This window comes from Halorubrum rutilum (assembly GCF_024494565.1).
Window position 1 is genome coordinate 13,674 of sequence record NZ_JANHDN010000010.1, and the last position, 24,662, is coordinate 38,335.

General features: G+C 55.5%; 21 protein-coding genes and 4 pseudogenes. 13 read left to right on the forward strand and 12 right to left on the reverse strand.

Annotation, left to right across the window (positions count from 1 at the left end; translation table 11 throughout):
- The first annotated feature begins 442 nt into the window (after nt 1-442).
- From NO900_RS16260 to NO900_RS16270, 3 genes are all read left to right on the forward strand, one after another.
- Nucleotides 443-802: a hypothetical protein gene (locus NO900_RS16260; protein WP_256410077.1), complete on the forward strand. Its 360-nt coding sequence runs from the start codon at nt 443-445 to the stop codon at nt 800-802.
- 250 nt (nt 803-1,052) lie between these two features.
- Entirely contained in the window at nt 1,053-1,379 is a 327-nt protein-coding gene (locus tag NO900_RS16265; RefSeq protein WP_256410078.1) for a hypothetical protein, read from the forward strand.
- Nucleotides 1,380-1,505: 126 nt separating this feature from the next.
- Entirely contained in the window at nt 1,506-2,576 is a 1,071-nt protein-coding gene (locus tag NO900_RS16270; protein WP_256410079.1) for a transposase, read from the forward strand.
- A 231-nt stretch (nt 2,577-2,807) separates the two neighbouring features.
- Here NO900_RS16270 and NO900_RS16275 read toward each other — a convergent pair whose 3' ends face one another.
- The gene (locus NO900_RS16275; protein ID WP_256410080.1) at nt 2,808-3,782 is read right to left on the reverse strand and encodes an EF-hand domain-containing protein; all 975 of its coding nucleotides are present in this window, start codon (nt 3,780-3,782) and stop codon (nt 2,808-2,810) included.
- Nucleotides 3,783-4,476: 694 nt separating this feature from the next.
- On the opposite strand from NO900_RS16275, the gene NO900_RS16280 reads away from it, so the two are divergent.
- Together NO900_RS16280 and NO900_RS16285 are read left to right on the forward strand one after the other, a co-directional pair.
- Nucleotides 4,477-4,800 carry a hypothetical protein gene (locus NO900_RS16280; RefSeq protein ID WP_256410081.1) on the forward strand — a complete coding sequence of 108 codons (324 nt, stop codon included), beginning with the start codon at nt 4,477-4,479 and terminating at the stop codon, nt 4,798-4,800.
- 170 nt (nt 4,801-4,970) lie between these two features.
- Nucleotides 4,971-5,492 carry a hypothetical protein gene (locus NO900_RS16285; RefSeq protein ID WP_256410082.1) on the forward strand — a complete coding sequence of 174 codons (522 nt, stop codon included), beginning with the start codon at nt 4,971-4,973 and terminating at the stop codon, nt 5,490-5,492.
- A gap of 502 nt (nt 5,493-5,994) precedes the next feature.
- Here the strand turns inward: NO900_RS16285 and NO900_RS17505 are convergent.
- Complete coding sequence (locus tag NO900_RS17505) at nt 5,995-6,165, reverse strand: HVO_0758 family zinc finger protein (protein WP_303654831.1); 171 nt, start codon at nt 6,163-6,165, stop codon at nt 5,995-5,997.
- 759 nt (nt 6,166-6,924) lie between these two features.
- Here NO900_RS17505 and NO900_RS16290 point away from each other — a divergent pair.
- On the forward strand, nt 6,925-7,830 hold the full coding sequence (locus NO900_RS16290; protein WP_256410084.1) for a hypothetical protein: 906 nt from the start codon (nt 6,925-6,927) through the stop codon (nt 7,828-7,830).
- A gap of 133 nt (nt 7,831-7,963) precedes the next feature.
- Here the strand turns inward: NO900_RS16290 and NO900_RS16295 are convergent.
- The 3 genes and pseudogenes from NO900_RS16295 to NO900_RS16305 all read right to left on the reverse strand — a co-directional run.
- Nucleotides 7,964-8,380 (reverse strand): annotated as a pseudogene (locus NO900_RS16295) (IS1595 family transposase); the annotation flags it as partial.
- Between the two features lie 254 nt (nt 8,381-8,634).
- Nucleotides 8,635-9,198, reverse strand: a complete 564-nt coding sequence (locus tag NO900_RS16300; protein WP_256410085.1) for a hypothetical protein — start codon at nt 9,196-9,198, stop codon at nt 8,635-8,637.
- 70 nt (nt 9,199-9,268) lie between these two features.
- A complete protein-coding gene (locus NO900_RS16305; RefSeq protein WP_256410086.1) occupies nt 9,269-10,153 on the reverse strand; it encodes an IS1595 family transposase in 885 nt (294 codons plus the stop codon).
- A gap of 791 nt (nt 10,154-10,944) precedes the next feature.
- Between NO900_RS16305 and NO900_RS16310 the strand changes: the two genes are divergently transcribed.
- Both NO900_RS16310 and NO900_RS16315 read left to right on the forward strand, forming a co-directional pair.
- On the forward strand, nt 10,945-13,218 hold the full coding sequence (locus NO900_RS16310; RefSeq protein ID WP_256410087.1) for a beta strand repeat-containing protein: 2,274 nt from the start codon (nt 10,945-10,947) through the stop codon (nt 13,216-13,218).
- Between the two features lie 224 nt (nt 13,219-13,442).
- A complete protein-coding gene (locus NO900_RS16315) occupies nt 13,443-13,790 on the forward strand; it encodes a hypothetical protein (RefSeq protein ID WP_256410088.1) in 348 nt (115 codons plus the stop codon).
- Here NO900_RS16315 and NO900_RS16320 read toward each other — a convergent pair.
- Nucleotides 13,692-14,069, reverse strand: a pseudogene (locus tag NO900_RS16320) (transposase); the annotation flags it as partial. The gene NO900_RS16315 and the pseudogene NO900_RS16320 overlap by 99 nt on opposite strands.
- A gap of 231 nt (nt 14,070-14,300) precedes the next feature.
- On the opposite strand from NO900_RS16320, the gene NO900_RS16325 reads away from it, so the two are divergent.
- Nucleotides 14,301-15,308, forward strand: a complete 1,008-nt coding sequence (locus NO900_RS16325) for an IS110 family RNA-guided transposase (protein ID WP_256410089.1) — start codon at nt 14,301-14,303, stop codon at nt 15,306-15,308.
- 467 nt (nt 15,309-15,775) lie between these two features.
- On the opposite strand, the gene NO900_RS17650 is transcribed toward NO900_RS16325, so the two are convergent.
- Both NO900_RS17650 and NO900_RS16330 read right to left on the reverse strand, forming a co-directional pair.
- A complete protein-coding gene (locus NO900_RS17650; protein ID WP_379792345.1) occupies nt 15,776-15,901 on the reverse strand; it encodes an IS200/IS605 family accessory protein TnpB-related protein in 126 nt (41 codons plus the stop codon).
- A 213-nt stretch (nt 15,902-16,114) separates the two neighbouring features.
- Nucleotides 16,115-16,504 (reverse strand): type IV pilin domain-containing protein, encoded by a 390-nt coding sequence (locus NO900_RS16330; RefSeq protein WP_256410090.1) that lies wholly within the window; start codon nt 16,502-16,504, stop codon nt 16,115-16,117.
- Nucleotides 16,505-16,752: 248 nt separating this feature from the next.
- Here NO900_RS16330 and NO900_RS16335 point away from each other — a divergent pair, with 248 nt between their 5' ends.
- The 3 genes from NO900_RS16335 (at nt 16,753) to NO900_RS16345 (ending at nt 20,451) form a co-directional block, all read left to right on the forward strand.
- Nucleotides 16,753-17,520, forward strand: coding sequence for a hypothetical protein (locus tag NO900_RS16335; protein WP_256410091.1), 768 nt, complete (start codon nt 16,753-16,755; stop codon nt 17,518-17,520).
- Nucleotides 17,521-18,785: 1,265 nt separating this feature from the next.
- Complete coding sequence (locus NO900_RS16340; RefSeq protein WP_256410092.1) at nt 18,786-19,595, forward strand: PGF-CTERM sorting domain-containing protein; 810 nt, start codon at nt 18,786-18,788, stop codon at nt 19,593-19,595.
- Nucleotides 19,596-20,268: 673 nt separating this feature from the next.
- A complete protein-coding gene (locus tag NO900_RS16345) occupies nt 20,269-20,451 on the forward strand; it encodes a hypothetical protein (RefSeq protein ID WP_256410094.1) in 183 nt (60 codons plus the stop codon).
- A gap of 309 nt (nt 20,452-20,760) precedes the next feature.
- Here NO900_RS16345 and NO900_RS17655 read toward each other — a convergent pair whose 3' ends face one another.
- The 3 genes and pseudogenes from NO900_RS17655 to NO900_RS16355 all read right to left on the reverse strand — a co-directional run bounded on the left by NO900_RS17655 (nt 20,761) and on the right by NO900_RS16355 (nt 22,651).
- Nucleotides 20,761-21,009 carry a DUF7123 family protein gene (locus tag NO900_RS17655; RefSeq protein ID WP_425492679.1) on the reverse strand — a complete coding sequence of 83 codons (249 nt, stop codon included), beginning with the start codon at nt 21,007-21,009 and terminating at the stop codon, nt 20,761-20,763.
- Between the two features lie 108 nt (nt 21,010-21,117).
- Complete coding sequence (locus NO900_RS16350; protein ID WP_256410095.1) at nt 21,118-21,276, reverse strand: hypothetical protein; 159 nt, start codon at nt 21,274-21,276, stop codon at nt 21,118-21,120.
- 127 nt (nt 21,277-21,403) lie between these two features.
- Nucleotides 21,404-22,651: pseudogene (locus NO900_RS16355) on the reverse strand (RNA-guided endonuclease InsQ/TnpB family protein).
- 182 nt (nt 22,652-22,833) lie between these two features.
- Between NO900_RS16355 and NO900_RS16360 the strand changes: the two are divergent.
- Nucleotides 22,834-24,147: an RNA-guided endonuclease InsQ/TnpB family protein gene (locus NO900_RS16360; RefSeq protein WP_256410096.1), complete on the forward strand. Its 1,314-nt coding sequence runs from the start codon at nt 22,834-22,836 to the stop codon at nt 24,145-24,147.
- Nucleotides 24,148-24,191: 44 nt separating this feature from the next.
- Here the strand turns inward: NO900_RS16360 and NO900_RS16365 are convergent.
- Nucleotides 24,192-24,491 (reverse strand): annotated as a pseudogene (locus NO900_RS16365) (toxin-antitoxin system TumE family protein).
- Nucleotides 24,492-24,662: the final 171 nt, after the last annotated feature.

A 24,662-nucleotide genomic window follows, 5' to 3' on the forward strand; every position in this document is an offset into this window, starting at 1 on the left:
TCTGCGATGACGTGAATTTGGTCGAATCCACGGTCGAGGTAGGCGTGTCGAATCGAGACGTACTGTTTGGCTGTCTCGGGCAAGGAACGAACGGCTTCGCGCTTGGCGCGAAAGCCGTTCGCGTCCATCGGGACCACCGCAAGCGTAAATCGCGTGCGAGGAGCGACAATATACAGTGTTGCGAAGCAAAACGCTTTGTTCGTTCCGAGATCTGGATACGTGGTTAGGACGTGGCCTGTGTCGGCAGACCCGTAGAAGCGCCACTCGTGGAGATCGATGGCAACATCGACGAACGCAGGAAGTTGGCGCTGAGACTAGGGGACTTCGAACACTCGATCTCGGACGCCATCGAACTAGTCAGTGACGGCGTCTGGTGAGGGATTGCGCAAGTGGTACAGCAGCGATTTAGCGAGCGAATTTCGAGCGTAGCGGTGATATCGACGTGCTCGTCACGATCAAGCTGGAGCGTTTTCCCACCCGTATTTGCGAGCTCCTGATCAAAAGCAATCCGAGAGAGGATTTCTTGGAAATCCTCTCTCGTGTACTTTCCACACGGTTTCACGCCGAATTCGAGCTCTGGGAACAGCACCGCCGACGCAGCACGGCAAACCTGTTTCGCCTCAGCTGTCTGGATCATCTGTTAACCAACACAGCCCAGCATCAAGAGCCTCAGTCAGATTCGGCAACTACTGTAAAGGGCGTGGCGTTCTCTTTGCACTTCCATAACAATCATATCCCCGTTCTTAATCCCACACTGATCGTAGCCTGTTTGAAAAAAAATATATTCACTCTTTTCATGTAGTTAGTGGAAATGGAACTCGCATTCGAGTGTTCATGCGGGGAGTCGGTGGTAGTAACATCGACGGATGAGCGATCGGTTACTGATAGACCCGTGTGTCCACACTGCGGGACTACCTTCACTGTCACCGTCACCGAGATGCAGCGGCCGCGAGATCGCAACTAGGTCTAGCGCGACCCCCACCCTGAAAGTACACCCTCGTTTTACCATGTATCAACCCTTCGCTCCGGGTATGCCCTCATAGGCTACGCGGATGACGGTCGACCTCCCAGAGCTCGGCTTCGACGCTGACGACGCCGTCGCGGTCGCGATCGACGAGCGTGACGAGACAACGGTGGTTGAGGTCGAACACGACATTGACGACTGGACGCTCACGTTCAACGAGGACGGCGAGCTCACGTGGCCGCCCGGCCAATCGGCGCCACGTTGGCTCGGTCTCGTGATCAAGACGGCGGCACCCGAGCTGCGGGTGACGAGAAATGGGCATCCACGTCGATCGGTCAGGCGTGCGTCGATGGCGCTACACCTGTCCGCGCATGTTCAGGACACCAGCAAAATAGGAGACACGGCTCAGAAGTAATACAGCAGAAACCCCACGGTTTTACAGTAGTTGCTGAAGTGGGAGAGAATCGATTGTCGTCGCGGTCGTTGTCTCGATATGGTCGAGACAGCCGAGGCGAACTAGGTGAGTCGTGCCGCTTCGTCGATGCTGTTCCCGGAGCTGAATTTCGGTGTTGCGGACAACGGCACCCATCCGAGCGAGGACTTCCAGCGAGTCCTCGCTCGGATTGCCTTCGACAACGAGTTTGCTAACGCTGGCGCGAAAGCGTATCAACTTGCTCGTGGTGATGACATAGATGTTGGAGCTAAGTCACGGAATTCACTGGCGAGAGCCCTGCTGTACCATCTTCGTGGACTGGAAGCGGAGGCGGTCAACGCTCAGTTTGACCGCGTCCGCGATGCTGTTCTCACTGAAGCAACTCGCAACCGGCTGTTCACACAGCCAGTTGATGTTGCAATCGACGTTCACGACTGGCTGTATTACGGCGATAGCGACACATCGCACGTCTCGCGGACTGATCCTGACCGAGGAACCGACTGTGCCTACAAGTTTGCCACCATCTGTATCGTCGATCCACGTGTCCGATTTACACTTGGATGGGTCGCGCTGGACGGTGATGAGACCGACGAGCTGGCGGAGGCGCTCCGCCAACTCATCTCACAAGCACGGGAGTACGTCGAAATCAATCGTGTCTACCTCGATCGTGGCTTCTACCGCGTCCATCTCGCGTTGGCGCTAGAAGAACTGGGCGTTGAGTTCGTCACGCGTGCGCCACAGACGCGGAAGGTACAGCGATTTATCGCCGACCACGACGAAGACACATTCGTCTCGGAGTACGAGATGGCACGGTCGAATCCACCGACGGGCCGGACGACAGTCCGGCTCGTCGTTGTCCCGCATCGCTCCCGTGAGGACGATCACTTCTGCCTCGTCACCAACCGCGAAGTCACGCGTGACCTCGCTCAACCGCTGGCAGAAGCCTATCGTCATCGGTGGGGTATCGAAACATCCTACCGAAAGGTCTCGGAGTTTCTCCCGAAAACGTCCTCACCGACATTCTCTGTCCGGTTATTCTACTTTCTGTTTGCTGTAGCTCTCTACAATCTGTGGGTATTAACGAACTTGCTACTCACACCAGACCGGGCGGTCGGGAGAACACCAGTCCTCCCGACCGCCCTCTTCCAGCAGTTTCTCGGTCCAATTCCAGATGGATAGCGTGTCACTCGGCGGCTGACTCGGGTCGTTTGCCCGAGTCAGTACGCCGCTGACTACTGGCGAGACTGCCAGAACACTCCTCGTCGGAGGTTCTTGGCCGGCAGAGACTCATCAATTCCCGCTCAAAATAGAACCAACCCTGAGAGGCGGAGATAGATCGAAGTTTACTCCGCAAATCTCTCTGTCGAATCAGCAACTACTGTTTAGCGGTGGGTAGCTCAAAACACGTGTCTACGACTGCCCGAACACAGTAACAACGTCTCCGAGTTCACTCGCAGTCAACTCGCCCTGCCCGTAGCTATTGACTGCGTTCCCGAGCTCGCTTGCGGTGATCGTCCCATCACCGTCATCGTCGAACTCGCCGGCGCTCCCACTGAGCGGCGAGCCGGGCTGACTCTGATTCCCGACAGGGCCACTCACGCGCTGCTCATCAGTGATCTCGAGTAAAAAAGGACTAATCACCAAGTCGTCCGGCGCAAACTCGTCAGGCCCGGGCTCGTCTTTATATATTCCTATCCCGAACGTTCGGCTTTCATTGAACTCTGTGTTCTCCACTGATGCTACAAAATAATCAGTGCCACCCTGGTTCCTAAATTCAAGAATTTTTTCATTCGCAGCGCTCCCGCTCACATTCTGTTCGAGTTCAACGTACCAGTCTGGATTTACTTCTGGGTCACGAGAGATGGCAATCGTCGAGCCATTGTACTCGATATCGACCTCATACAGGACTCCACGTGTTCGTGGCTCTGTTGTGGCGACAGGATTTCCGTTCTGATCCACGATTTGGACTTCATACGCAGCGAACGTTTCACTCTCAAACATGCCAAGATCGCCTTGAACCGAGACATCTGGGAACGCAGTGGTCTCGGGACCAGAAACCGTCATCTGCGTCTGGCCCTCAATCAGATTACCCGGGTTGACCGACAGGTCACTAACAGTGTATGTCTGTGTCGCATTCTGGAGCGGTAGCGTCACTTGTTCGCCTGTGGCGGGTTTGACGACTCGGACAGTGTACTCTGATTCTGGCCCGAGTTCGAATGTCTCACCGTCAACTGTTTGGACACTCAAATCCTGACTGAACGGCGACGGGCCATCTGTCCCACTACCGCTATACTCAATCTCAAATTGGCTTCCACTCTGTGCAGCCGTCGTACTCACCACAACAGAGACAGCGCCAATGGCAATGATGAGTGTGAGCAGCCACACCAGCCATCGCCGCGATGATCGCTCGTTGGTAGACGTATGGGAACTAGTATCAACCACACCACAATGTTCCCGTACATTTCAATAAATCTTATTTTTATTACGGATAATAGACGCCACGGTACATGACCCACGACGCCTCCGTGACTCCAGTGGACGCATTCCGGTGTTACGTGTTGGACAGGACACAGACCGACACGCCCACACCGCACTTCTACCCAGCTAAGCATTGGGCCCTCTAATCTCCCACCTGAGAATCCCAATACCAGACTTCTATACCTGGCAGACAGTCTTTCTGTATGGCGTGAATTCAGACGCTCTCTCTTATTATCGGTTTCCCTGTTCTTGCGATATGCATCCACGAAATAACACATTTAGTGGCTGCTCGGATGGCCTACCCAGTTTCAATCGAACAGGATTCATGGATTCCATTTCGGATTCGGCTTGATTTCGATCAGCTGCCCTCAAAGGCTACACTTCGGACGATTGCGCTCGCTCCGCTACTTGTTGGGTGTATGGCTGCTATTATCGCTGTTCACACCGGCGTCTGGACACAACTTAAAGCCGCTGACCCGTACTACCTCCACTACCTTGCAGCCGCATACTGGACTCTCTATAGTATCCCGAGCCCCGCGGATCTTCGACTCGCGCTACGGCCGCCGACAGATCGGATGGCGGACGTGCAGCTGAACGCACAATGAGCCCACAGCCAATCGCCCCGGCATGGGGTGACGACGGCCGTGCTGTCGCACCGGTAATTGGAGTCGTCATTCTCTTCGGATTCCTGATTTTGACACTCTCGGTGTATCAGGTAGAGGTTGTTCCACAGCAGAATGCGGAAGTTGAGTTCCAACACTTCGAGGACGTCCGGAACGACCTTATCGAGCTAAGAGCGAGTATTCTGCAAGCCGGGAGTATTGACCAGCCACAGTACCAGACAGTTCAGCTGGGGACTTCCTACCCAACCCGTGTCTTCTCGGTGAATCCACCAGCGCCAGCCGGAACGATACGGACGACATAGTCGTATCCGATCACGATCTCGAACGGGAGTGACACACCAGACGGGACGATAACGGTTCCAACGCGGTTTATTCTGTATCGGCCGGGCTACAACGAGCTTGATCGGCCTTCGACGTGGTATGACGCATCCGTACTGTACGTTGACGCTCGCGGTGAGGGGGTGGAATCGCGGTGATTGAAGATCAGGCGATCGTTGAAAGTGGAGAGGTACAACTTACGGCTGTTCAACGAGAGTTTCAACGAAGCGGGACCGGTCGGGTGACGCTTGAACTCCGCCCAGCTCAAAATGACATTGGTGAGATCCCTACTGGGGATCTCACCGTCACTATCCCGACGCGATTGAGTGAGAGCGACTGGGAAACGAAGACTGATCTTCCGACCAACGATAGTGTCTACGTCGGCGTGACGGACACAGGCAACGACGGTGTCGATGGCTTCAATATATATAACCTAACCCTCAATACAACATCTGATAAGCTAACTGTGGATATCGTTGGCGTGCAGGAAGACCCTGATGAGCCGACGCAAACAGATAATGCACGCATCCCCGATGGCTCAGGTAGTGATGGTGGGCCGGGCAATGATGGTGGAACTGGTGGCGACGGTGGGACCGGTGGCGATGGCGGGACTGGTGGTAATGTGGGTGAGGACTTTCAGGTTACGTTCAAGCAGTTCGATGGGGACAGTATTTGACTCACATTCCGAAATGAAAACAACGTTGAGGTGGATGTTACGCGGATCCGTCTTGACTCGTACTCCGATGCAAGTGGGGGAGGGAACCCGATCGACCGGATTGTATTCCAAGGTGATAACTCAAATACTGTGCTTATACAGGATGGGCAGCTCAGGAGTGTTGATGTACAACCGTTCGGCAGCGGCAGCAGCCAGGACTACACCGTCTCTGTACGGCGTCCTTCGGGTGGATCTGGCGGCTCAAAGGCGGAGCCGATCGAGAGTGGTGACCAGTTTATGATCACTCTTGAATTTGGAAACGGTGATATGCAGCAGTATACCATCTCGGTTACCTAGTAGCGAGAATTGCTGGGTTCGGTGTGTCCAAGCCGAGGGGGCCGGAAGTACAACCTCGGCGGCGTCAAGCTTCTCGTCGAGATAGGCGTGGCCGTCGCGGTGAGACAATCGAAGTCACGAGAAATGCGCTCGAAAGATCGTAACCGGTCACGCATTCAGCCGTTAGTCACCGAAGATCTTTGTACTGTGTACCGCACTCTGGACACGTGCGAAGGTCAAACAATTCGTCCGGATCGGTTGTCGTCTTCAGCACCTTCTCACAATCTGCACATTTAAGCCGCCCGTAGGTATCCTTAAAAAGATCATCGTCTCGAAGTCCCTTTCGTGTAGATTTCATCTGACTTTGAGGTAGATCAACATAGAACAAAAGCCTGCTCCTCTGGTTGCTAAGTATTCGAAATTGTCACTTGTGTCGTTTATTAAACGTGGTCAAGGATTAGTCAATTCGCAACTTTTGAGCAGCGTCTGCGGAGATCGTAATCCCGCCTCACTACTTATGATGGTTCTATCACACACCGCATCGAAGAGCTTCCGAAGGTCCGCGATGTATGACTGCGGCCGTTTGGTCTGTATTCGTCTCGTCGCTTTGTCCGTATCGTTGAGCCATCTATGACGGACGTAGATGTTCGCGAACGAATATTGACTCTTCGGGGGAACTCACAAATCACGGGTGGGAGGTAATCAAGATCTGTTTTTTTTTTTTTACCGCGGGGCACGTCTATAGCGACAAGACACCCTTGTCATCATCGGATTCAATAGAGTATTTTAATCACCCCACCTAATATAAAATTCGTCTGATCTGTTGAATCCCTGACTGCACGAGATTACGATCTCTGGAGGCGAATTTATTTTCTTCTTTTGCCGCAATGAACTGAACTAACCCGCCTAGTGATCTCGATATTCTTGCCTTCTGTCATGATCTCCTCCCTAAATTCTCTCGGCAGCGGTCCTGAACAGAGTACAGGAAGACCCGATCCCGACGCATTCCACGGATTCAACAGCGCGCTCAATTTAGTAAGATACAATCTGCTCTCCAATCGAGGATTTCAACAGCGCCGAGTAAACTTGATTACTCTGTTTGTAGAAACCGCCGAGTATGAACGCAAGTCCTCCTAGACGGCGGATCATACAGGGAGTGGGAGTGGTTTGCATTTCGACGACAGCTGGGTGTTTCTCTCAACTTGAAGCCAGCGAGGGACAAACATGGCCGGAGGCAACCCGAAATACACTCACCCAGCCCGAAATTGAAGTGATCACTGAAGCAGGCTTACCCCCTGAGGAGATCGACACAGAAACTGACGCAATCAGGGCGTGCAGGATCGTAGGATGGTTTCGAGCTCTTGAGTCTGTGGAGGACTCTGATTTACAACCGGTCGAATCGTTTTTGCAAACAGCCTCGGAGACAGAGCAAACGCTATCTGAAGTAGAGTCGTCACTCTCTGAGATAAGTCAGCTGATATCAGAGCTCAAAGAGACTGAATATGGAGGTATTTCCGCGTGGGACATTGCGACCAGTATTAGTTCATCTATGCGAACCTTCGACACTGCTGTCGATACGTCGCTGCGTGAAGTCCGATACTGGCTTCAGCTGTTTTCCGCTGTGAACGATACTCTTTCGGCGAGTCTTGAAATCATCCGCACACAGCTGGAGTCTGGACCGCCAGAGGAGATCTCCGAGTTAGATACCAACATTGAGGATTCAATTGAAAATCTTAATGAATTGGAAACGGAATCGAGCACTATTCGGCAGAACCTCTCTTCATTCGCAGAGACGACTGGAACAGTAGCAGCCAACAGTAATGAGTTTCGAGATTACAGTAGTCAGGTTGAATCTGTCTTTGGAGCGGCCAGCGAGATATTCGCAGATGCTGGATCGGACCTACAGCAATTTATTGAAGACCTTCGTGAGGCTCGGTCAGTGCTCTCAGAACTGGAGAGCGAGGCACAAGAGATCCAGACTGAGAATCTCAATGGGATTCGCGGTCGGTTCTCACCTGGGTAGGTAGCTCGTTACTGTCCAACAACTGGAGGAGAGTTGGACGCGATCAAGAGCTTCTGCAACTAGATCGATGATCAGTAGTATAAGATTTTGAACACAATACTGCCAATATGACGCCAAATTCCAAATTTCGCTCTTATGTAGAACTGCGGAAAGACCCGATAACGAGACACTCAACCGCTGTCTCGACAGATCCGCCGGCAAGAGTGAATGATCGAACGATACCGAAGGTGTGAGCAGCCTGTTCCAAGCCCTGCTTGGACAGGCCGCGGAACTTCCACAACCACGGCTGGACGATCGAAAACAGGCACTCAGCTTGATTGATGTGGACTCCGTCGGGCGATACGTACCTCTCTTTGTGGATGACTGTTCGGTGGATCCGATCCATCTCTCGGTACGCTTGGAGTCTATCGGTCCATACCTCCCCCAGCGGCTGGGAGAGGTCTTCAGCCTCCTGAATCACTGGCTCAAGATCGTCTTGGTAGTCGGCTCCACGGTGTCCATGAATCACGCGCAGTGAGTCGCGGCACGCCGCGACGAGCGTCAGCTGATCAGCTGGTCAGGAACGTGGACCGTCTAGGCGGCTACTCAGCCTCAGCCCTGTTCGGACTCGGTGGCGTCGTCGCCGGGGTCGCGCTCGTCGCTGGTGAAGCGCCCCCGATCTGAATTTCAAGGAAGTGAACGACGTTCATGCGGCAGTCGCCCGGCGAGTTCGTCTATCATTCTCCAATGCGGGAAGCAGAACTCGGGAGCGACCCGGCTAGGAGCCGAAGACAAGTGTCAAACGACCCGTCGCCACACCACGGCTCACCCGTCGGTCGTGTTACCGTTGTCTTCCTGCTGGGTGGCGATCTGTTCTTGGATCTGCTGTTGCTGGATATACTGATCGTAGTACTCACTGGGCAGGACCGCGCTCACATCGCCATCTTGAAGCCCCCTGACGAACGTCGCAGCAGGCGCGTTGACACGGAGAAGGCCGTACTCCGGTCCCGCGTCCTCAACGGAGACGCCGTCGGCGTCCGCCGCGGTTTCCTCGTAGGCCCTTACCGCTTCCGCCGTCAATTCCGCTTGTGTGCTCTGAAGCTCTTCTTGCGCCTCTTGTCGGGTGAGTTCCCCCTCCTCGATTTGTTCCTGAAGATTCTCTTGAGCGGTCGTCAGTGCCTCTTGATCCGGTTGGACCTGGAGCGTCAGTGTCGCTTGCGTCGCTTCCGTCGGGTCTGTCGCTTCTGCCTCGGACTCGTCGTCATTCTCTGTCGTCTCGTTACCGTCATCGGTTTGGGGCGGCGACCCTCCAGAGCAGCCGGCGAGGGCTGCAGCGGTACTCGTCCCAGTTGTAGCGAGGAAAGATCGGCGATTTGTCCCGTCTGTCATTGCTCGTGTACCATCGTCTCCCTCCGAGGTATAGCTCTTCTGTACGCTCTTGCGTAGCACATTGTTGATTTCAGAGAGTGGCTTTGACGGCGTGTTTGAGCGCTTCTCGTCCGGGTTTGCGGTAGAGTTCTCGTCTGAGTTGGAACGCGCGGAAATACTGTGTGAGACGATCTTTTGAGATGCCTCGATGCGGCGAGAGCCACCGTCGCGCCAGCGACGCGTGGCTCTCGCAGGTGTTCACGTGGACCGTCTCGGCGGCGTATTCACCGTCTCCGTGAACGACGTATTCGCGGTCGAATTGGGCGTCTTCTGTAAGCGGATCGTACGCGCAAAATCCGTCGGTATAGACGGTGAGAGGCTCCTGCTGGCGGTCAGCCAGCAGGAGCCGGATCGTCGATTCGTCTGCGGATTTCGCTGGCACAACGTACCGCTGCTCGGTGCCACGATCCACGAGAACGAACACAGGCGGTTTGTCTTGATCATACGTTCCGCGTCCGCGTCGAGAGAGGCCGCGAGAGCGCGACCAGCGGTCGCGCTCGCGGCCTTTCAATCCGGCAGAGACGTAGAACTCGTCAATTTCGACTGGTCCAACGAGGTCGAGTGACGGCGCGTCGAGCGCTTCGGCGAAGCGCTCGACACGCCTGTGGATCGTCTTGTAGGTGATCTCAATTTCGCACTGTAACTGCCTGAGGCTCGTGTTAAACCGCAAAAACGCGTAGATCGAAAACAACCATTTGCGGAGTGCGATCTTCGAGTGAGCGAAGATCGTGCCGGTCTTATCGTTGAACGTGCGGTCGCAATCCTTACAGAGATACCGCTGAAACTGCTGATAGCTGCCGTTTCTGACCGTTCGGTCAGAACGGCAGCGGGGACAAGTCACACCGTCACGCCAGCGAACCTGTTGGAGCAGGTCCGCTGCGACCGATTCCGACCCAAACACATCCAGCGGAATCATTCGTGTCGGACACCGCTGACGCGGTTTCCTTGTCCTCTTCGACTCAACAGCGGCAGCTCAGCAGTATCAACAATCTCCTACAGAAGAGCGCTTCTGTACATTCCCGGCCAGTGGCCCGTGCTACGGGGGGCATCTCCGCCAACGACGACTCCGCGAGAGCGACTGCCGAAACAGCCGCCGAACGCTGGCTGAGCAGGAGACATATTGCCAGATTAGAACCGTCTCAGTGTGATTATACGGGCTTTCCGCGTTTCTACATAAGAGCCAGGGCGACACTGAACATGCGATTCACCACGACGGATGTGGTGGTCTCACAGAGGTATTAAATGATATATTAGGCTCTGTTGAGATCCTTTGGGGCTGATAGAAGCTACGTGCGAGATACAGAGGGTGAGTTCTTTTGTTGCCCGTCAATAGAGCGATGAAGTTCCAGTTCCTATGATGAGCGAAGAACAGGCACGCATCCTCGGTATCATCGGTATTATCCTGTCCGTTCTGACCTTGAGCTATACCGGTCTCTGGTTCGCTGGAATCGTGTGTACTGTCTGACCGACTCGCGCCCTGTATACAGCGTGACGTAGACGAACTATTACGCGGAGGAGGATGTCAACTGTAGAGACACAATCACTTGCAGTGTCGTTCCCTCAACAGTATTAATATCGCACAGTCGTGTTTATGTTTCACATACGTCAACCCATCAATGTACGTGAATATGGTGTTGCCCACATGGTTCGGTGTATCGACAGTAGCCAACTCAACCATCACACACAAGTTTCACACTAAGAGTACGAATGACGACGACACGTAAGCAAGCTAGTGCGATTATTTGGTCCGCTCTCATAATTACCGCCATGATCGGCGGATACGTTGCAGTTGGGGGGGCCGCAGCAGCTGATCACTCCGTAAACTCAGTACATGCAGACGTAGACCCGAGTGCATTGGAGGGAGACGGAACCGAGGCCAATCCGTATCAGATTACTAACGTCTCCGAGCTGCAGGCGATGGAAGATGATCTTGACGCTTATTATGAATTAACCAGCGATATTGACGCTTCAAACACGGCAGAATGGAACAATGGAAGCGGGTTTGACCCAGTGGGAGAGTTCACTGGCACATTACACGGAAACGGATATAATATAACTGGGCTTACAATTGACCGGGCAGATGAGTTCGGTGTTGGACTTTTCAGCCGAACTGACAGGGCTACCGTAACAGCGGTTTCGCTGATCAATGTGACAGTCACCGGACGTGACCGGGTCGGAGCACTCATCGGAGGGAACGATGGGGGAACGGTGCAAAATGTGACAGCCAGGGGGAGTGTGTCTGGGACTGACCGCGTTGGCGGGCTTATTGGAACAAATAGACCTGGATCAGTGGTAAATAATTCATACGCCACAACGACGGTTACAGGTGCGGGTCAAGATATCGGTGGCCTTGTCGGAACAAATGGACGTGAATCGGTGATTGATAGCTCATACGCAACAGGAGCGGTCACAGGCGATGATACCGACGTAGGAGGTCTTGCCGGGAGAAATATCGGCAGAATAATTGACTCTCATGCCACAGGCGATGTTGAGGCTAATATTAACGGCTCTCAGTCTCGATCTGGGAATCGTGTGGGAGGGCTTACTGGATACAATCAAGGGAACATCGTAAACTCATACGCAACAGGTACTGTCACGGGTAGTAGCCGAGTTGGCGGGTTAGTTGGCGTGAACTTTGATTATAATGATACTGAAACAGTCGTGAGGAACTCATACGCCACGGGTGATGTCACCGGAGATAACGGGAGCATCGGAGGACTTGTCGGAGGGAATTTTGAGGGAGCTCCTGTGGGAGATCTTGTGCCGTCTCTCGAAATACGAGTGACCAATTCATACGCGACGGGTGACGTATCTGGGGACATCAATACTGGCGGATTGGTTGGGTATAATAACGGAAGCGTTGACCAGTCATTTGCAGTTGGTGATGTCGAGGGCGATAGCGATGTTGGTGGACTTGTTGGTCAGAATGACGAGCAGGTTGAGAAGTCATACTGGGATACCGACGCAACCGGACAACCCACCTCTGCTGGCTCCGCGACTGGACTAACAACTGCTGAAATGGAAGGCGAAGCCGCCCAAGTGAATATGGACGGATTTGATTTTGAGGCGATATGGATGACAACCGAGTCGTATCCCACGCTCCGTGATCTTCCCAACCGACCTACTCAAGGTGAACAGTCAGTTGCCTCCATCATTGCCCCACCTGACGCCTCTTACACCCCATCTGCTCCATATACCATCGGAACCTTCCACAACGCTACGGGAACAATTGACAGTAACGACGTTGGAATTAGACTGGTGAACGCTACCGCTGACAACGGAACCGTGGTCGTACTCAACGATGCGGTGCCGGTTACCGGTAACGTAAACACCACCATTCCAGCTGGTAGCCTATCAGGTAACGTAACAATTGCTGCGCAACTCTACAACCTCTCGAGCCAACAGGTGGTTGCAAGCGATACGGTTAATCTAACGGCCGAGACATCTGTTGAACAACCTGGGCCGTCGGTGACGTTCGATGACCAGACGGTCGAGAACGGCTCCAGTACTGTGACCGTCGACTCGGCGACTCTCCCTGATGGCGGTTTCGTCGCCATCCACTCGACGCCTGTCGTGCCCGACTACGGTACGGCCGTCGACAGTGTGGTCGGCGTCTCGGAGTACCTCGAGAACGGTACCTCTGAGAATATCACAGTCACGCTCGACGAGCCCGTGACGGAGAGCCAGACGCTGGTTGCAATGCCGCACCTCGACACCAACGGCAACGAAACGTACGACTTCGTCACGTCGAACGGTTCGGCTGACGGCCCGTACATCGCTGGTGGTGAGGCCGTGACCGACAGCGCGTCGGTCACGGTAGACGCGGGCTCGCCGCTCGACGGTGCAGCTGGCGAGTTCGACAACGATGGTGACGGCACTGTTTCGGCCAGCGAACTCGGTGACGCCGTCAACGCGTTCGGCCAGGGCAACCTGAGCGCTGCCGAACTTGGTGAGGTCGTCAACGCGTTCGGCCAGTCGTAACCACCCGCTCTCACACGGGTTCGTTGTGGTTTGCGGCTTGCGGCTCCATTTTTAGCTGTCTCGTGGCTCACACGCTGAGTCAAGCGATCCGACTTGTAGTCCTCTCGCGGAACCGCGTCCCGATCCTGATCGAGCAACAGCGAGACGAATCTGAGCAAACTGAACCAGTTTCACTTTCAGTTCACATAGCTGATTGATTTATACCGCGGAGAAGACGGTGAGCTATGACCGATCTCAGCGTCCTCGATTCCGAACGGATTCCGTCTCATCTTCCAGATCAAAGTACTGAACTACAGACAATCCGGTCGGCCTCAGGCGGAGTTCAATATGGCGATCAAGGCCATCCGTCTCTTGCTTACTCATCCAAGATCACCGAATGGATTAGAGTTCCGGCAGACATGCCTGTGAACCAGCCAAACAAAGCAAAGAAATTGGTTCCAGGTGCTTTGTTGAATCCGATGATGGCGTGGGGATCACTGTTTGAGAGCCTGTTCGAGGTTGTAGACTGTGGCGGTCAACACGAGCTCGCGGAACTCGCGGTACCACGCGCGAGGGTGGACAGCGGGGCCTAACCGACGCTTGATGGCCGAAAAGGCGGTCTCGGCCATCCAGCGCTGGCCGTATAATTCGCTGTCCAACCGTGCGTTGTGGGCGTGATCGTACGCAGCAAACAGCCGGTGACGCAGCAGTGGCCGGACGCCCTCTGATCGGAGGGCGTCCCGGAGAGATTGGTCGTCATAGCCTTTGTCGCCGGCGAGACTTCCGATTTTCTCGGTGTTGCGAAGGGCAACTCGACGGCCAGTTTGGGTGTCGTGAGGCCAGTGTGCCGAGCAGTGAAGATCGAGGATGGCACACGAGTCTGCTCTGATGGGATGAAAGCCTGCTAAGTCCCCAGCGTGCGTGAAGAGGTACTGGGGTGGTCAAAGGCCGATGATTCAACAGCGTCATAGAACGCGTGGCTCTGATTGGCCTACCTGCCAAGGAAGCACTATCATGCGAGGCCGCCCGGATGCCGTCAGCATCCGGGCGGCGAGCCCGAATAGGTGTGGCTCCCTTCACGCACAAACAGCCTCACAGGAACCATGTACTACCTCGGAATCGATCTTCATAAAGATGAGTCGCACGTCGCTGTTTTGGACGACGATGCCGAGGTCGTCGAAGAGATTCGCGTCACAAACGCGAATCTCGACGACGTTGCCGAAGAATACGCTGGAGCCAAAGCGGCGCTCGAAGCAACCAGCAACTACTACACGGTCTACGACACCCTCGACGAACACCTCGACGTGGTTATCGCAGATCCCACACAAACCAAGGCGATCGGCTATGCTGAGGTGAAAAACGACCGGCTCGACGCGAGGTTGCTCGCGCAACTTCGCCGAGTCGGCATGATCGCTGAGAGTTATGTCCCGTCCGAAGAGCTCCGAGAGCGCCGCGCACTTGTGCGCGGCCGAAAGAGACTCGTCGAAAAGCGTACGGACTTCAAAAACGAAGTCCACTCTCTCCTCGACAAACACGGGATCACCTACGACTGGGATCCATTCAGCGTGAACGGGCGAGAAATCCTCGCCGGCGAGGATTTCTCGCTCGGTGTGGTCGGCGATCAGCTGATGGAGTCGTTCCTCTCGATCATCGACGAGCTAACCGCTCAAATAGAGGAACTTGAAACGTTGATCGAGGAAACCGCTGCGTCTCTTGAGGAGACGCAGCTGTTGATGACGATTCCGGGCGTGAGTTTCTACTCGTCGCTGCTAATCACCTCGGAGATCGGTGAGATCGATCGATTCGACGAGGCGAAGCAGGTGGTAAGTTACGCGGGACGGGATCCGGTCGTCCGCGACTCAGGCGACTCGCGGACGGAAGGATCGATCTCGAAGCGCGGAAGTGGAGACTTACGCTGGATCCTCGTTCAGTGTGTTCAAACGGCGGTTCACCGGTGTAACGATCCGTATCTTGGACGGTTTTACGCTCGACTGAAACAGCGGAAGAACCATCAGATAGCGATTGTCGCAACAGCGCGAAAACTGCTCGTGTCGATCTTCCATATGCTGGAGCGTGAGGAGGTGTACGATCCACCAGAGGTGAGTGCCTGAGGGCCGCCGGCTCGGCGGCCCTCATCGGCCGGTCGCAGCGGGTGTGAGCTACAGCTAACGCGTTCACGTTCTGACCGCCTGCCGGCTGGTTCCTGAGCCATCTCCGTGTCTGCGTGTGGTTTCTCTCTCGTGACTAAGCTCGGATCGATCTCGGCGAAAAATATAGTATCGCAGACGTGGTTTGTTGCGCCAGCAGGCTTTCATAGGTGTTGAATCCGATGACGGCACGGAGATTACGATCTCTGAAGGTGCGTTTATTTCGCTCTTCGTCGTTGATACATTGGATCGATCCACCTAGAAATCTTGATCTTCTCTCTCCGCCAAGATTCCATCTCCAAATTCTCTCGGTAGTGGTTTTAATCGAGTACAGAATGACCCGAACCCGACGCTTTTTGCGGATTCAACAGAGCATTTTTTCCAATGTTCGTCGCACCGTTTTATCATCGTTGTCGTCCAACCCACACTCGTCACAGAGATGCCGACCTTTTGTCCTGATTCTGGACGTCTTCAAGATGCCCGATGATGATGATAGCATTCCGCTCTTTAGCGTCCTCGACAATCTGTCGGCTAATCTTGTGGAGTCGGTCGTCAATCGCTCACCACTCGTTATCCTTGGCTGACACGAATGTATCGTACGCTCCCTTCTCTTGTTATGCTGTACTGCGTTTCTGTGGCTGTATCGGAATAGCGTACGGCTGTATCCCGCCATACTGCGCTACTCACTCGTTTCGCTCGTTGCGTTGCTCCTTGAGGACGAGGATTTAGCCTGCAAAAATTAAAAAGCGAATCTGAAACTTGTAGAGAGATTAGCTGGAGTCGGCGACCTCGAAGGTCCGCACCACTGTTTCTCTCCCATTCTCCTCATTAATTGCAACAGCTGAATACGAACCCCCAGAGTTAATTGTGGTACTGTTACCAACAGTCTCTAGCGATATACCATCAGTAATGTCACCCCCTCTAACTTCAAGATCTGTCGACGTACCTTGAGCTGTGTAAGTGACTGTCCGGGAAGTGGAATCATCGGTACCGTTGATTGTAACACCAGCATTCACTTCTGACTCAATGCTGTCGCCGAGCCCAAGCACGAACGTGCCAATCACAGCCGCTAAAATTACAGTTATTGCGACCATGAGAATAACCCCTATAACGGGGCTGACGGCCCGTTCGTTGTCCTGAAACGCTGTTTTGAGATTCATAGTTTTGTTTTGTCTCCAACAACACAGATGCGAAGGTTGACTACAGTTGAACGCTGAAAGACGGACGCCTATTAGGGGCATCCTGCCTTGCGTAGCCGAGATGGGTGGTCGAGCCACCCTACCCTCGCTCTGTTTGCTGGTATGAATATACATTCACTGTGTACAGTCATAAACTTCGTGGTTCGAATATCGGTTTTGAAAATAAGTGCCCGCAAAGTGTATTCCCCCGTCCAGTTAACACACGATTTATGAAACCGACGGCGCGCTCAATAGCGCGGACCTACTCCGACCGCGTCTACCCTGATCCGTGGGAGAAGGTCGAGGACTACCAGCGCGTCCAATCGTATGCTGCAGAACATCCCAACGCTGGCCGGACGGCTGTGGGGACGGCACTTGAATTACCGGCCGGTCGGGTTCGGCCGTGGCTCAATGGCGGACGGCCCGATCCGGTACGTGGGATCGAGACGGCAAGCGCGAACGGGTGGCTCGACCCCGACTGTGAGATGGCTGGCGCGCTCGTCGAGTTGCTCGCCCACATCCTCGCGGGCGGAAGCATCAACGAAACGTTTGTCCCCGCGATCTCGGTTGGGCGTCGGATTGATCGTGAAGCGATCGAAACAGCGTTTCGCGCGGTCGGCGTTGATACACACTGCCGGCATCTGGACAGTGGCGCGCGCGCGACTGAACTGTACCCAGCAACGGACGCCTCGGTACTTGGGCGGTGTCTCGTCGCGATGGGTGCCCCACAGGGCACAAAGACAACTCTTGATGCCCTTCCGGCAGTCGTCAGGGAAAGCCCCGAGTCAGTCCAGCGTCGGTTCGTTGAAATCTACGTTGCACACCGTGGTGCGCATTTCGACACGAAGGCGACAACACGCATCCAAGAGGAGCGCCCACCATCATATGTCGGTGATCTGTATACGCTCATCAGCGATACCGTCTCCGGCAATGTCACACGCGGAGAGCGTGGGATTACGATTTCGGCGGATGCGGCTCGTGAACTTGGGTTTAATTGATCAAGCTTGCCCGACTCTTGCTCACCCAACATCTTCCACCTCCTCGTCAGGGTTGAGCCACGCTAGAATCAACGTGACTCGCAGGGTGGCGACTGCAGCGCCAGTTACCCCTAGTTTCGACCTGTCGGTGTGATTCAGCGAACTCCATTGCGGTCGTGCCGGTGAACCAGAGTCTGGCCAATAAAGCGCACGTTCCTCCGCTGATTAACAATACCGCTGCGAATCCACAACGTGGCTGTTGCTCAGCGTGTGAAAATTGACATCCTCCTCCGCGTGAACGCGGGGGAATCTGCCCGCTGTCGCGCGCCGCACCGTGTTGGTGCGGCGTTTCACGACCGTCTAGCGTCGTTCTCCCAGGCAACTCTGGACAAATGTAAATAATCGAACAGTTGTCTTGACTGACCAGATAGTCACAACTGTCCCCTCTCTGTCTCCCACGGACCCGCGTCCGTCGTCAGTGCGGCGTTTTTTGTGTTTCGCCCCTGACAAATCGGCGCGCAATCGGCAGCACCTCCTCAACCGCCTCCGGTGGGTTGGGATCACCAGCAGCGCGTTCGACTAGCGCTGAACACGACCAGACATCGTAGCTGTACAATGCTCTTCCGAGCTGCAGGAGATTTATTTGGTCTGTCGGCGGCGCCTCTGTCGTGGCCTCAAATTCCGCTTGAAGCGCCGCAATAACCCCTTTGCCGGACGGTGGCTGTGGCGCTGGGGGAACTGCTGTGGCTTCTGTGTTGGAAGTCGTGGATGCAGCCGAGTCGCATGTAAGTGACTCAGCACGTGCCCGCGCAGGTCTGACGTCCGTCTCAAATTCAAAGTTGTGCTCTGCAGGCATGGGACACACAAGTTCCGACGTTTACTTGTCTCCAACTTTGGCAGGTACCAGCATAGATGTTTTGCCGACGCTGTTGTGTCCAGCGGGCGGCTGCCGTACTCGCAGCACTGGAGAGTACAGTCATCCAAGGAGAAACCTCACAGCTTCCGCCGGCGGCGGGTGTCAGGACCGGGTTCCTCGGTTGTGGCAGGGAGTGTTCAACCCTAGGACGCTTCGCGTCCACAGCCCGCCCGATAAACCGCTGGGAAAGCGCGTAATCCTGAGTTCCTCTCTGGAGGGTCCCACCCCCAACTGGGCGAGAGCGGGTTGAGAGACACCCGTCGATAACGAACGCACCTTGTTGGTGATAAAGAGCGACGAAACCATTTCCCCGCTACGAGCGTATTGGATTCTGTACGCGTGTATGACACGGCAGCACAACCATTCCGCAATGCCTGTTACCATGCGACGTCGAGCGCCGCTGGGATGCGTCGGCAGGCGTGTCACCCAGCTAACCCCGGTATTCATCGTCGGGATGATTTTGATCGGCCTCGTTGCGTTTGCCGGAAGTGGTGTTTTTCTCACGGCATCGCCAGAAACACCGCCTGTAGGCGCCGACACACCGGTCGCCACAGCCGATACGTTCGAGCACGCACCGGCAAGCATCTCGATCACGGCTGTCGGTCCAGTTGACAACGAGACCGCTGTTGAACAGCCAACGACCAGCGCGACGATACGGCCAAACGAGACGACTCCCGTCCGTGGGGAGACGAATCTGGCCCCTGATGACACCGTCGTGATCGTCGAGTTGCGGACTGAAAATGGCACGTTCATCGCCAGCAACACGACCGACGAGTGGGGCGCTGACGGAGCGTGGTCAACAGCGCTCAACACGAGTGGGCTGACACCGGGCATATACGTTCTGGAGGTTGAAACGACCGAGACCACCGACCAAGTTGAGGTTGCGGTGGTACCATCAGACTCGGCGTCGACTACGACCAGCGAAACTCACTCGACTGCAGCCACAACCCAGTCGAACACGACCTCTCCTGAGACCGAAACAACCGTGACGACCGCCGAAGAGCCGTCAACCAACAGTTCACCAGCGGTTACTGAAGCTGGCGGCTCGGATGCCGACGGTGGTTCGACAAACGCGACAGCAACGACAGAGGGGAGTGACCTGTCGACGCCAGGATTTGGATTCCTCACCGCACTTGTCGCGGTCGTTATCGTCTCAGCGGTCGCGTCGAGACGACGGTAAAGTGGCTGATAGAGCGGTTTTATACGAAATCGAGGAGAATACCTGCGGCTTTAGCCGCAGGATGAATCCGACAACTCGGACGCAATCCACGTCCGACCGCTAGCTGGGATTTCTACCCAATAGTTTCAAGCGGCAGGCAACCAACTCTGTAGATAGGAATCAGGCTGGGAACGGAGCGATTCCGCCTACTCCTACGATGGCGGCCTGCCCGCCCCAAGCAATCAAACAATAATCGGAACCAGTCGATAACCGGCGAATCCTCACAGGATTCGACCGGAGTTGACTGCTGTACGCACGAAAAAAGTAACTCCGAGTCCGTTGAGGTCTGCCGGACTCCCCGAGGCAAAAACAACTCTGGGAGTCCGAAATTGACGGAGGATAGGAGTACCGGGGGCTTGGCACTCCCAGCAGTCCCACCCGCCACAGTCCATGAGCATCCCCACGGATTCTCACCGAGGTGGATGCTTGGTGGTTCTGCAAACCTGAAATCTCCAACGCTCAGGATTCCTCCGCGTTCACGCGGAGGAGGATGCCAAAAATGAATCGTGGTCCTGGCAACTGAGTATAATATGGAGATCACCTCGCCCACGGCAACATCTCGATCGCTATCAGCAGCTAGCGTCGCTCTCGCCGGTGAATTAATGTAATTTCAGCTGTTAGCATATGCCAGACAATGAATCGGATCGTCACGCTGCTCATGGCAGTTGCTGCGGTGGTCGTTTTGACCGGTACCGCTGCCGCTTCGGGTTCTAGCGGGCCTGGAGTTGAGGTAGTCCCAGTCCTCGAAGAACTCATTTCGTTTTTTGAGGGACTGTTGGATGTGTTCTCCCAGTTTGGCTCCAACACAGCCGCGTGAACTACCCTACTCGCTCACGGTTTCGCAGAGGAACAGGGAGGAAGCCCATGGCTTCAGCCGTGGGAGGAATCCGACAACGGCAGGATGGGGGGGGGAGAAGAGGTGGACGCTCCAACAGGCGGAGGGAGCTGTCCACCTCCTGCAGGGACCAATGGTCCCTACAACTGCGTCCAATTTCAGGCATAGAATATTTTTCGATTCCGTCCAAGGAAAACTCGGTGGTCGTCCACACGGAGATCAGCAGGAGGCAGACAGATGCCACGACAGCGAACACAGACGCGAGCCCACGAGGTCAGTCGTGAGAGGTGGTCAAGCCTCTGATGTCTCTGTCCGCGCCAGTTCCCACGTCGTTCCATCGGAGGCGCCACCGCGGCGCTCCATCTCGACACGAGGGTCGTCGCGCTCGATCCGAGACAGAACATGCCCAGCCCGCTTCGCTGAGATATCCAGATCGGCCGCTACATGTCGACTCTTCACGAACGGGGTGCCGTCAGCAAGGCGGTCGAGAAGGTAGGTGACAACCCGATCTTGGACGGTGTCGCGGTCTGTAGCAGGCATTGGTTGGCAGGTAGGTGTCCGTTGTGGCTCCGTCGGTGTTCGAGCCGCCCGATCGCGCCGGAGGTAGGTATACACCTCACAGCGGGCAGCCGCCCGAGCCGCGAGCGGTCAGTACAGTTCGACGGTTAGCTCAACCGTCTCTGCCGTCTCCGCGGCACTGTCTGTCTCACTCGTATCGGCAGCGTCGTTTGCGGCGGCCCCTGACACAGAGAGAAGTGATGCGCTACTGCTCCCCGCAACAAGCATCAAGAGCTCACGTCGGTTCATAAGCCGCCATTTAATGCAGGGTGATAAACGCTTTGTGGTCTCAACACAGTAAACTACCCTACCCTACTCCCTCGTCGCTACGCGCCTCGGTCCTTGAGGGTAGGGCTTTGATGTGGACTCCCGGCAATCAGTCGCCAGCAAGAGGCTGGTAACTCTCGCCGTTCAACGTCCCACCATTCACACGCACGTCTACTGGTGCGTCTCCGCTCCCCGACTTGGGCGAGGAGCGGAGTTTGTGTTGTCGCTTCCGAGCGTACCGCACGCCAGTATTCTTTGCAGCGTTGTAATCCGCGTTCACCTCGTACCCGCATTTCTGGCACTCGAAGTGTTCGCCGTGGCGGTTGCCGTCGTGCGTAAACCCACAGTCTGTTCGAGAACAGCGTTGGGATGTGTGGGTCGGCTCGACCTGCTCTACGGAGACCCCCTGTTCAGGGGCTTTGTAGGAGACGTATTCAAACAGGCGTCGGAACGCCCAGACGTGGTGCCACTTCGCGTGTGGAAGCCGCTCTCGAATGTCGCTCAACTCCTCGAACGCGATTACGTCGCAGTCGTGTTCGACGGCTTCCGAAACGATCTCGTTGGCGATCGTGTGGATGTACTGTTTGCGCCAGGCGTCCTCTCGCTTCCCGAGGCGAAGAAGCGCCTTGTGTGCGGCCTGCGTGCCGCGTTGTTGCATCTCACCACGTCGCTTCTCGAACTCACGACACCAGTGGTCGTAGTCGTCCCCCTGCCAAAACGTGCCAGTTGAGGACACAGCAAGGCTGTTGACGCCGAGGTCGATACCGAGGACCGTTTGGTCGGAGTGCCCGGTATCTTCCGAAACCCCATCGTCACCGTCTGTCCGCCGCGTCGAAATGTTGAGGTGGAACTCGTCAGTGGCCGCGTCGTACCGAAGCGTACTCTCGCGGAACTCGTAGTTCTCGGAGAGTACGTACCGCTCGTAGGGCGTCGGACTGTCTGCCGGGAGAACGAACGACGGTTCAACTCGGCCCTCAACAGTTGCCAGCGACACCGTGTTGCGGTAGAAGGTGGCGCTCCGTGTGTCGTAGTCCATCGTTTCAGCGGTGAACGTCGGTTGAGAGACGCGCTGTCGTTTTTTCCACCGTTCGACACACGCTTTGACGGCTTCGACAGCGCGTTTGATAGCGGCTTGGACAAGTTGGGCCTGTAGGTCTGTCTCCTCTCGAAGGTCGGCGTAGAGCGCGTCACGAACCTCTCGCTTGTTGGTTTTACACTCCGTGTGGGAGGTGTCGGACCAACAGTAGTCGGCGGTTCAGTTCGCGCAGTACAGGTATTGCTCGGCGGTTCGGTGGAGTGCGTCGCGTTGCTCGTCGGAAACGGCGAGTTTCACGACGGCGGTTCGACGCACGCCCATAGTTTCAGAGGATACCCGACGGTACTTATAAAAGGCAAGGAGAATACCCGCGCCTTTAGGCGCGGGATGAATCCGACAACCCATTCCACAGTCTACCGTCGATAGCACCGCTAGATATTCCACCTCTCTCATCTCGAACTTTTACAAGAAAGTGAGTATAAGTGATTATACAGGCGTTCAGAATGCTGGAAATCCACCGCACCTATCGAGCGAAAATCCGCAACCACTCACAGGTTGAGGAGTCGCTCGATCGGCACGGGTGGAGTGCCAGCAAACTCTGGAACGTCGCCAACTACCACTCCCGCCAAGTCTGGGAGGAAACCGGCGAGATTCCCGACCACGAAGAGTTGAAAGACGAGTTGAAGACTCATCCAAAGTACAAGGGACTGCACAGCCAGTCCAGTCAGCGGGTTCTGGAGGAACTCGCTGAAGCCTTCAACTCGTGGTACTCCAGTGATGATGACAGGGACACTCCGCCCGGCTACCGCAAACAAAACTACTACGACGACGAGGGCCGCCGCGTCCACGAAGAACACCCCCGCTCGACGGTCACGTGGAAACAGAACGGCATCCGCCACGACACCAAACACAATCGTGTTCGCCTCTCAAAAGGGGCGAATCACAAGGAACACCCGAAAGCGTGGGAGTACATCCTCGTCGAGTACGAGATACGCCCCGGCGTCGAGGTTGAAAACCTGCAACAAGTCCGCGCCGTCTACGACCAAGCAAAACAGCGATGGGAGTTACACCTCGTCTGTAAGGATGAGGTCGAGACGCCCACCGCTCCCGGCACCGAAACAGCGGGTATCGACCTCGGCATCAGTAACTTCGCCGCTGTCGCCTACAGTACCGAGGACGCCGACCTCTACCCCGGCAACCGCTTGAAACAGGACGGCTACTACTTCCCGAAGGAGATCGCCAAGTGCGACGACAGCGGTGGTGAACGAGCCACACGTTTCCACGCGAAGTGGTCGGAACGTCGCACTCACTTTTTCCACTGCTTAGCGAAACACATCGTCCAGCGGTGTGTCGAGAAGGGTGTTGGCCAGATTAACGTCGGGGATTTGGAAGGCGTCCGTGAGGACGAGAACGGTGAGTCGAAGAACTGGGGACGGCACGGCAACCTCGACCTGCACGGGTGGGCATTCGACCGCTTCACCTCGATTCTCGAATACAAGGCGAAGGTCAAGGGAATCGAGGTCGTGGAAGTGTCCGAGCGCGACACGAGCAAGACGTGTTGCGCCTGCGGTAGAGAAGACGACAGTCAGCGCGTTGAACGCGGGTTGTACGTCTGCAAGACGTGTAATGCGGCGTTCAACGCGGACGTGAATGGAGCGGAGAACATCCGTCTCGACCTCAACAAAAGTAACTCCGAGTCTTTGTCCGAATTGGCCGAAGATAGGAGTACCGGCTGGTTGGCACAGCCAGCAGTCCACCTCTATGACCTCTCCCGAGGATTCCAACCTCGGACAGAGGTGGTGGACTGCAAATCCTAATATCCCAACCTCGGGATTCCTCCGCCTTCAGGCGGAGGAGGATGTCAATGCTCATAGATTTCGGTCACCTCGGTTTGGAAGTCGTCGACCAGGTCGGAGATGCCCGTGAACTCCAACGCCGTGATATCGCCCTCGGGAGGATGTCGGTGGTGTCGTCAGACGTCCAAGTGATAGGGCGAGTTATCGTACCGCAGGAGCGTGTTGCCGTCAGCGTCCATATACCGGAAGCTGTACTTGAGCCCCTGTGGGACGTCTTCGGTCGCCGGGACCTGCCACGCGATCATCTCGTACCTGCTGCCGTCTGGTTTTTCGCCTTCGTCGCGGTACACGACGTTGGCAGGCATTCTTCTCCTATGTTGGGGTACGACCCCAACTGTGTTAAGCCTTAGCGTTGAGAAGCGATATCTTCCCCGCAGTGAACAGTTGTTTACCAACTACTGTGAAGCCGTGGGAGGAGGTCAAAGATGCGACATCCTCCCACGGCTGAAGCCGTGGGCTTTCTCCCTGTTCCGCTG

Excerpts from the sequence above, each read along its gene's own strand:
- NO900_RS16265 (WP_256410078.1), top strand. The coding sequence starts at position 1,053 with ATGACGGTCGACCTCCCAGAGCTCGGCTTCGACGCTGACGACGCCGTC.
- NO900_RS16270 (WP_256410079.1), top strand. The coding sequence starts at position 1,506 with ATGCTGTTCCCGGAGCTGAATTTCGGTGTTGCGGACAACGGCACCCAT.
- NO900_RS16280 (WP_256410081.1), top strand. The coding sequence starts at position 4,477 with ATGAGCCCACAGCCAATCGCCCCGGCATGGGGTGACGACGGCCGTGCT.
- NO900_RS17505 (WP_303654831.1), bottom strand. The coding sequence starts at position 6,165 with ATGAAATCTACACGAAAGGGACTTCGAGACGATGATCTTTTTAAGGAT.
- NO900_RS16290 (WP_256410084.1), top strand. The coding sequence starts at position 6,925 with ATGAACGCAAGTCCTCCTAGACGGCGGATCATACAGGGAGTGGGAGTG.
- NO900_RS16300 (WP_256410085.1), bottom strand. The coding sequence starts at position 9,198 with ATGACAGACGGGACAAATCGCCGATCTTTCCTCGCTACAACTGGGACG.
- NO900_RS16305 (WP_256410086.1), bottom strand. The coding sequence starts at position 10,153 with ATGATTCCGCTGGATGTGTTTGGGTCGGAATCGGTCGCAGCGGACCTG.
- NO900_RS16310 (WP_256410087.1), top strand. The coding sequence starts at position 10,945 with ATGACGACGACACGTAAGCAAGCTAGTGCGATTATTTGGTCCGCTCTC.
- NO900_RS16315 (WP_256410088.1), top strand. The coding sequence starts at position 13,443 with ATGACCGATCTCAGCGTCCTCGATTCCGAACGGATTCCGTCTCATCTT.
- NO900_RS16325 (WP_256410089.1), top strand. The coding sequence starts at position 14,301 with ATGTACTACCTCGGAATCGATCTTCATAAAGATGAGTCGCACGTCGCT.
- NO900_RS16330 (WP_256410090.1), bottom strand. The coding sequence starts at position 16,504 with ATGAATCTCAAAACAGCGTTTCAGGACAACGAACGGGCCGTCAGCCCC.
- NO900_RS16335 (WP_256410091.1), top strand. The coding sequence starts at position 16,753 with ATGAAACCGACGGCGCGCTCAATAGCGCGGACCTACTCCGACCGCGTC.
- NO900_RS16340 (WP_256410092.1), top strand. The coding sequence starts at position 18,786 with ATGCCTGTTACCATGCGACGTCGAGCGCCGCTGGGATGCGTCGGCAGG.
- NO900_RS16345 (WP_256410094.1), top strand. The coding sequence starts at position 20,269 with ATGAATCGGATCGTCACGCTGCTCATGGCAGTTGCTGCGGTGGTCGTT.
- NO900_RS17655 (WP_425492679.1), bottom strand. The coding sequence starts at position 21,009 with ATGCCTGCTACAGACCGCGACACCGTCCAAGATCGGGTTGTCACCTAC.
- NO900_RS16350 (WP_256410095.1), bottom strand. The coding sequence starts at position 21,276 with ATGAACCGACGTGAGCTCTTGATGCTTGTTGCGGGGAGCAGTAGCGCA.
- NO900_RS16360 (WP_256410096.1), top strand. The coding sequence starts at position 22,834 with ATGCTGGAAATCCACCGCACCTATCGAGCGAAAATCCGCAACCACTCA.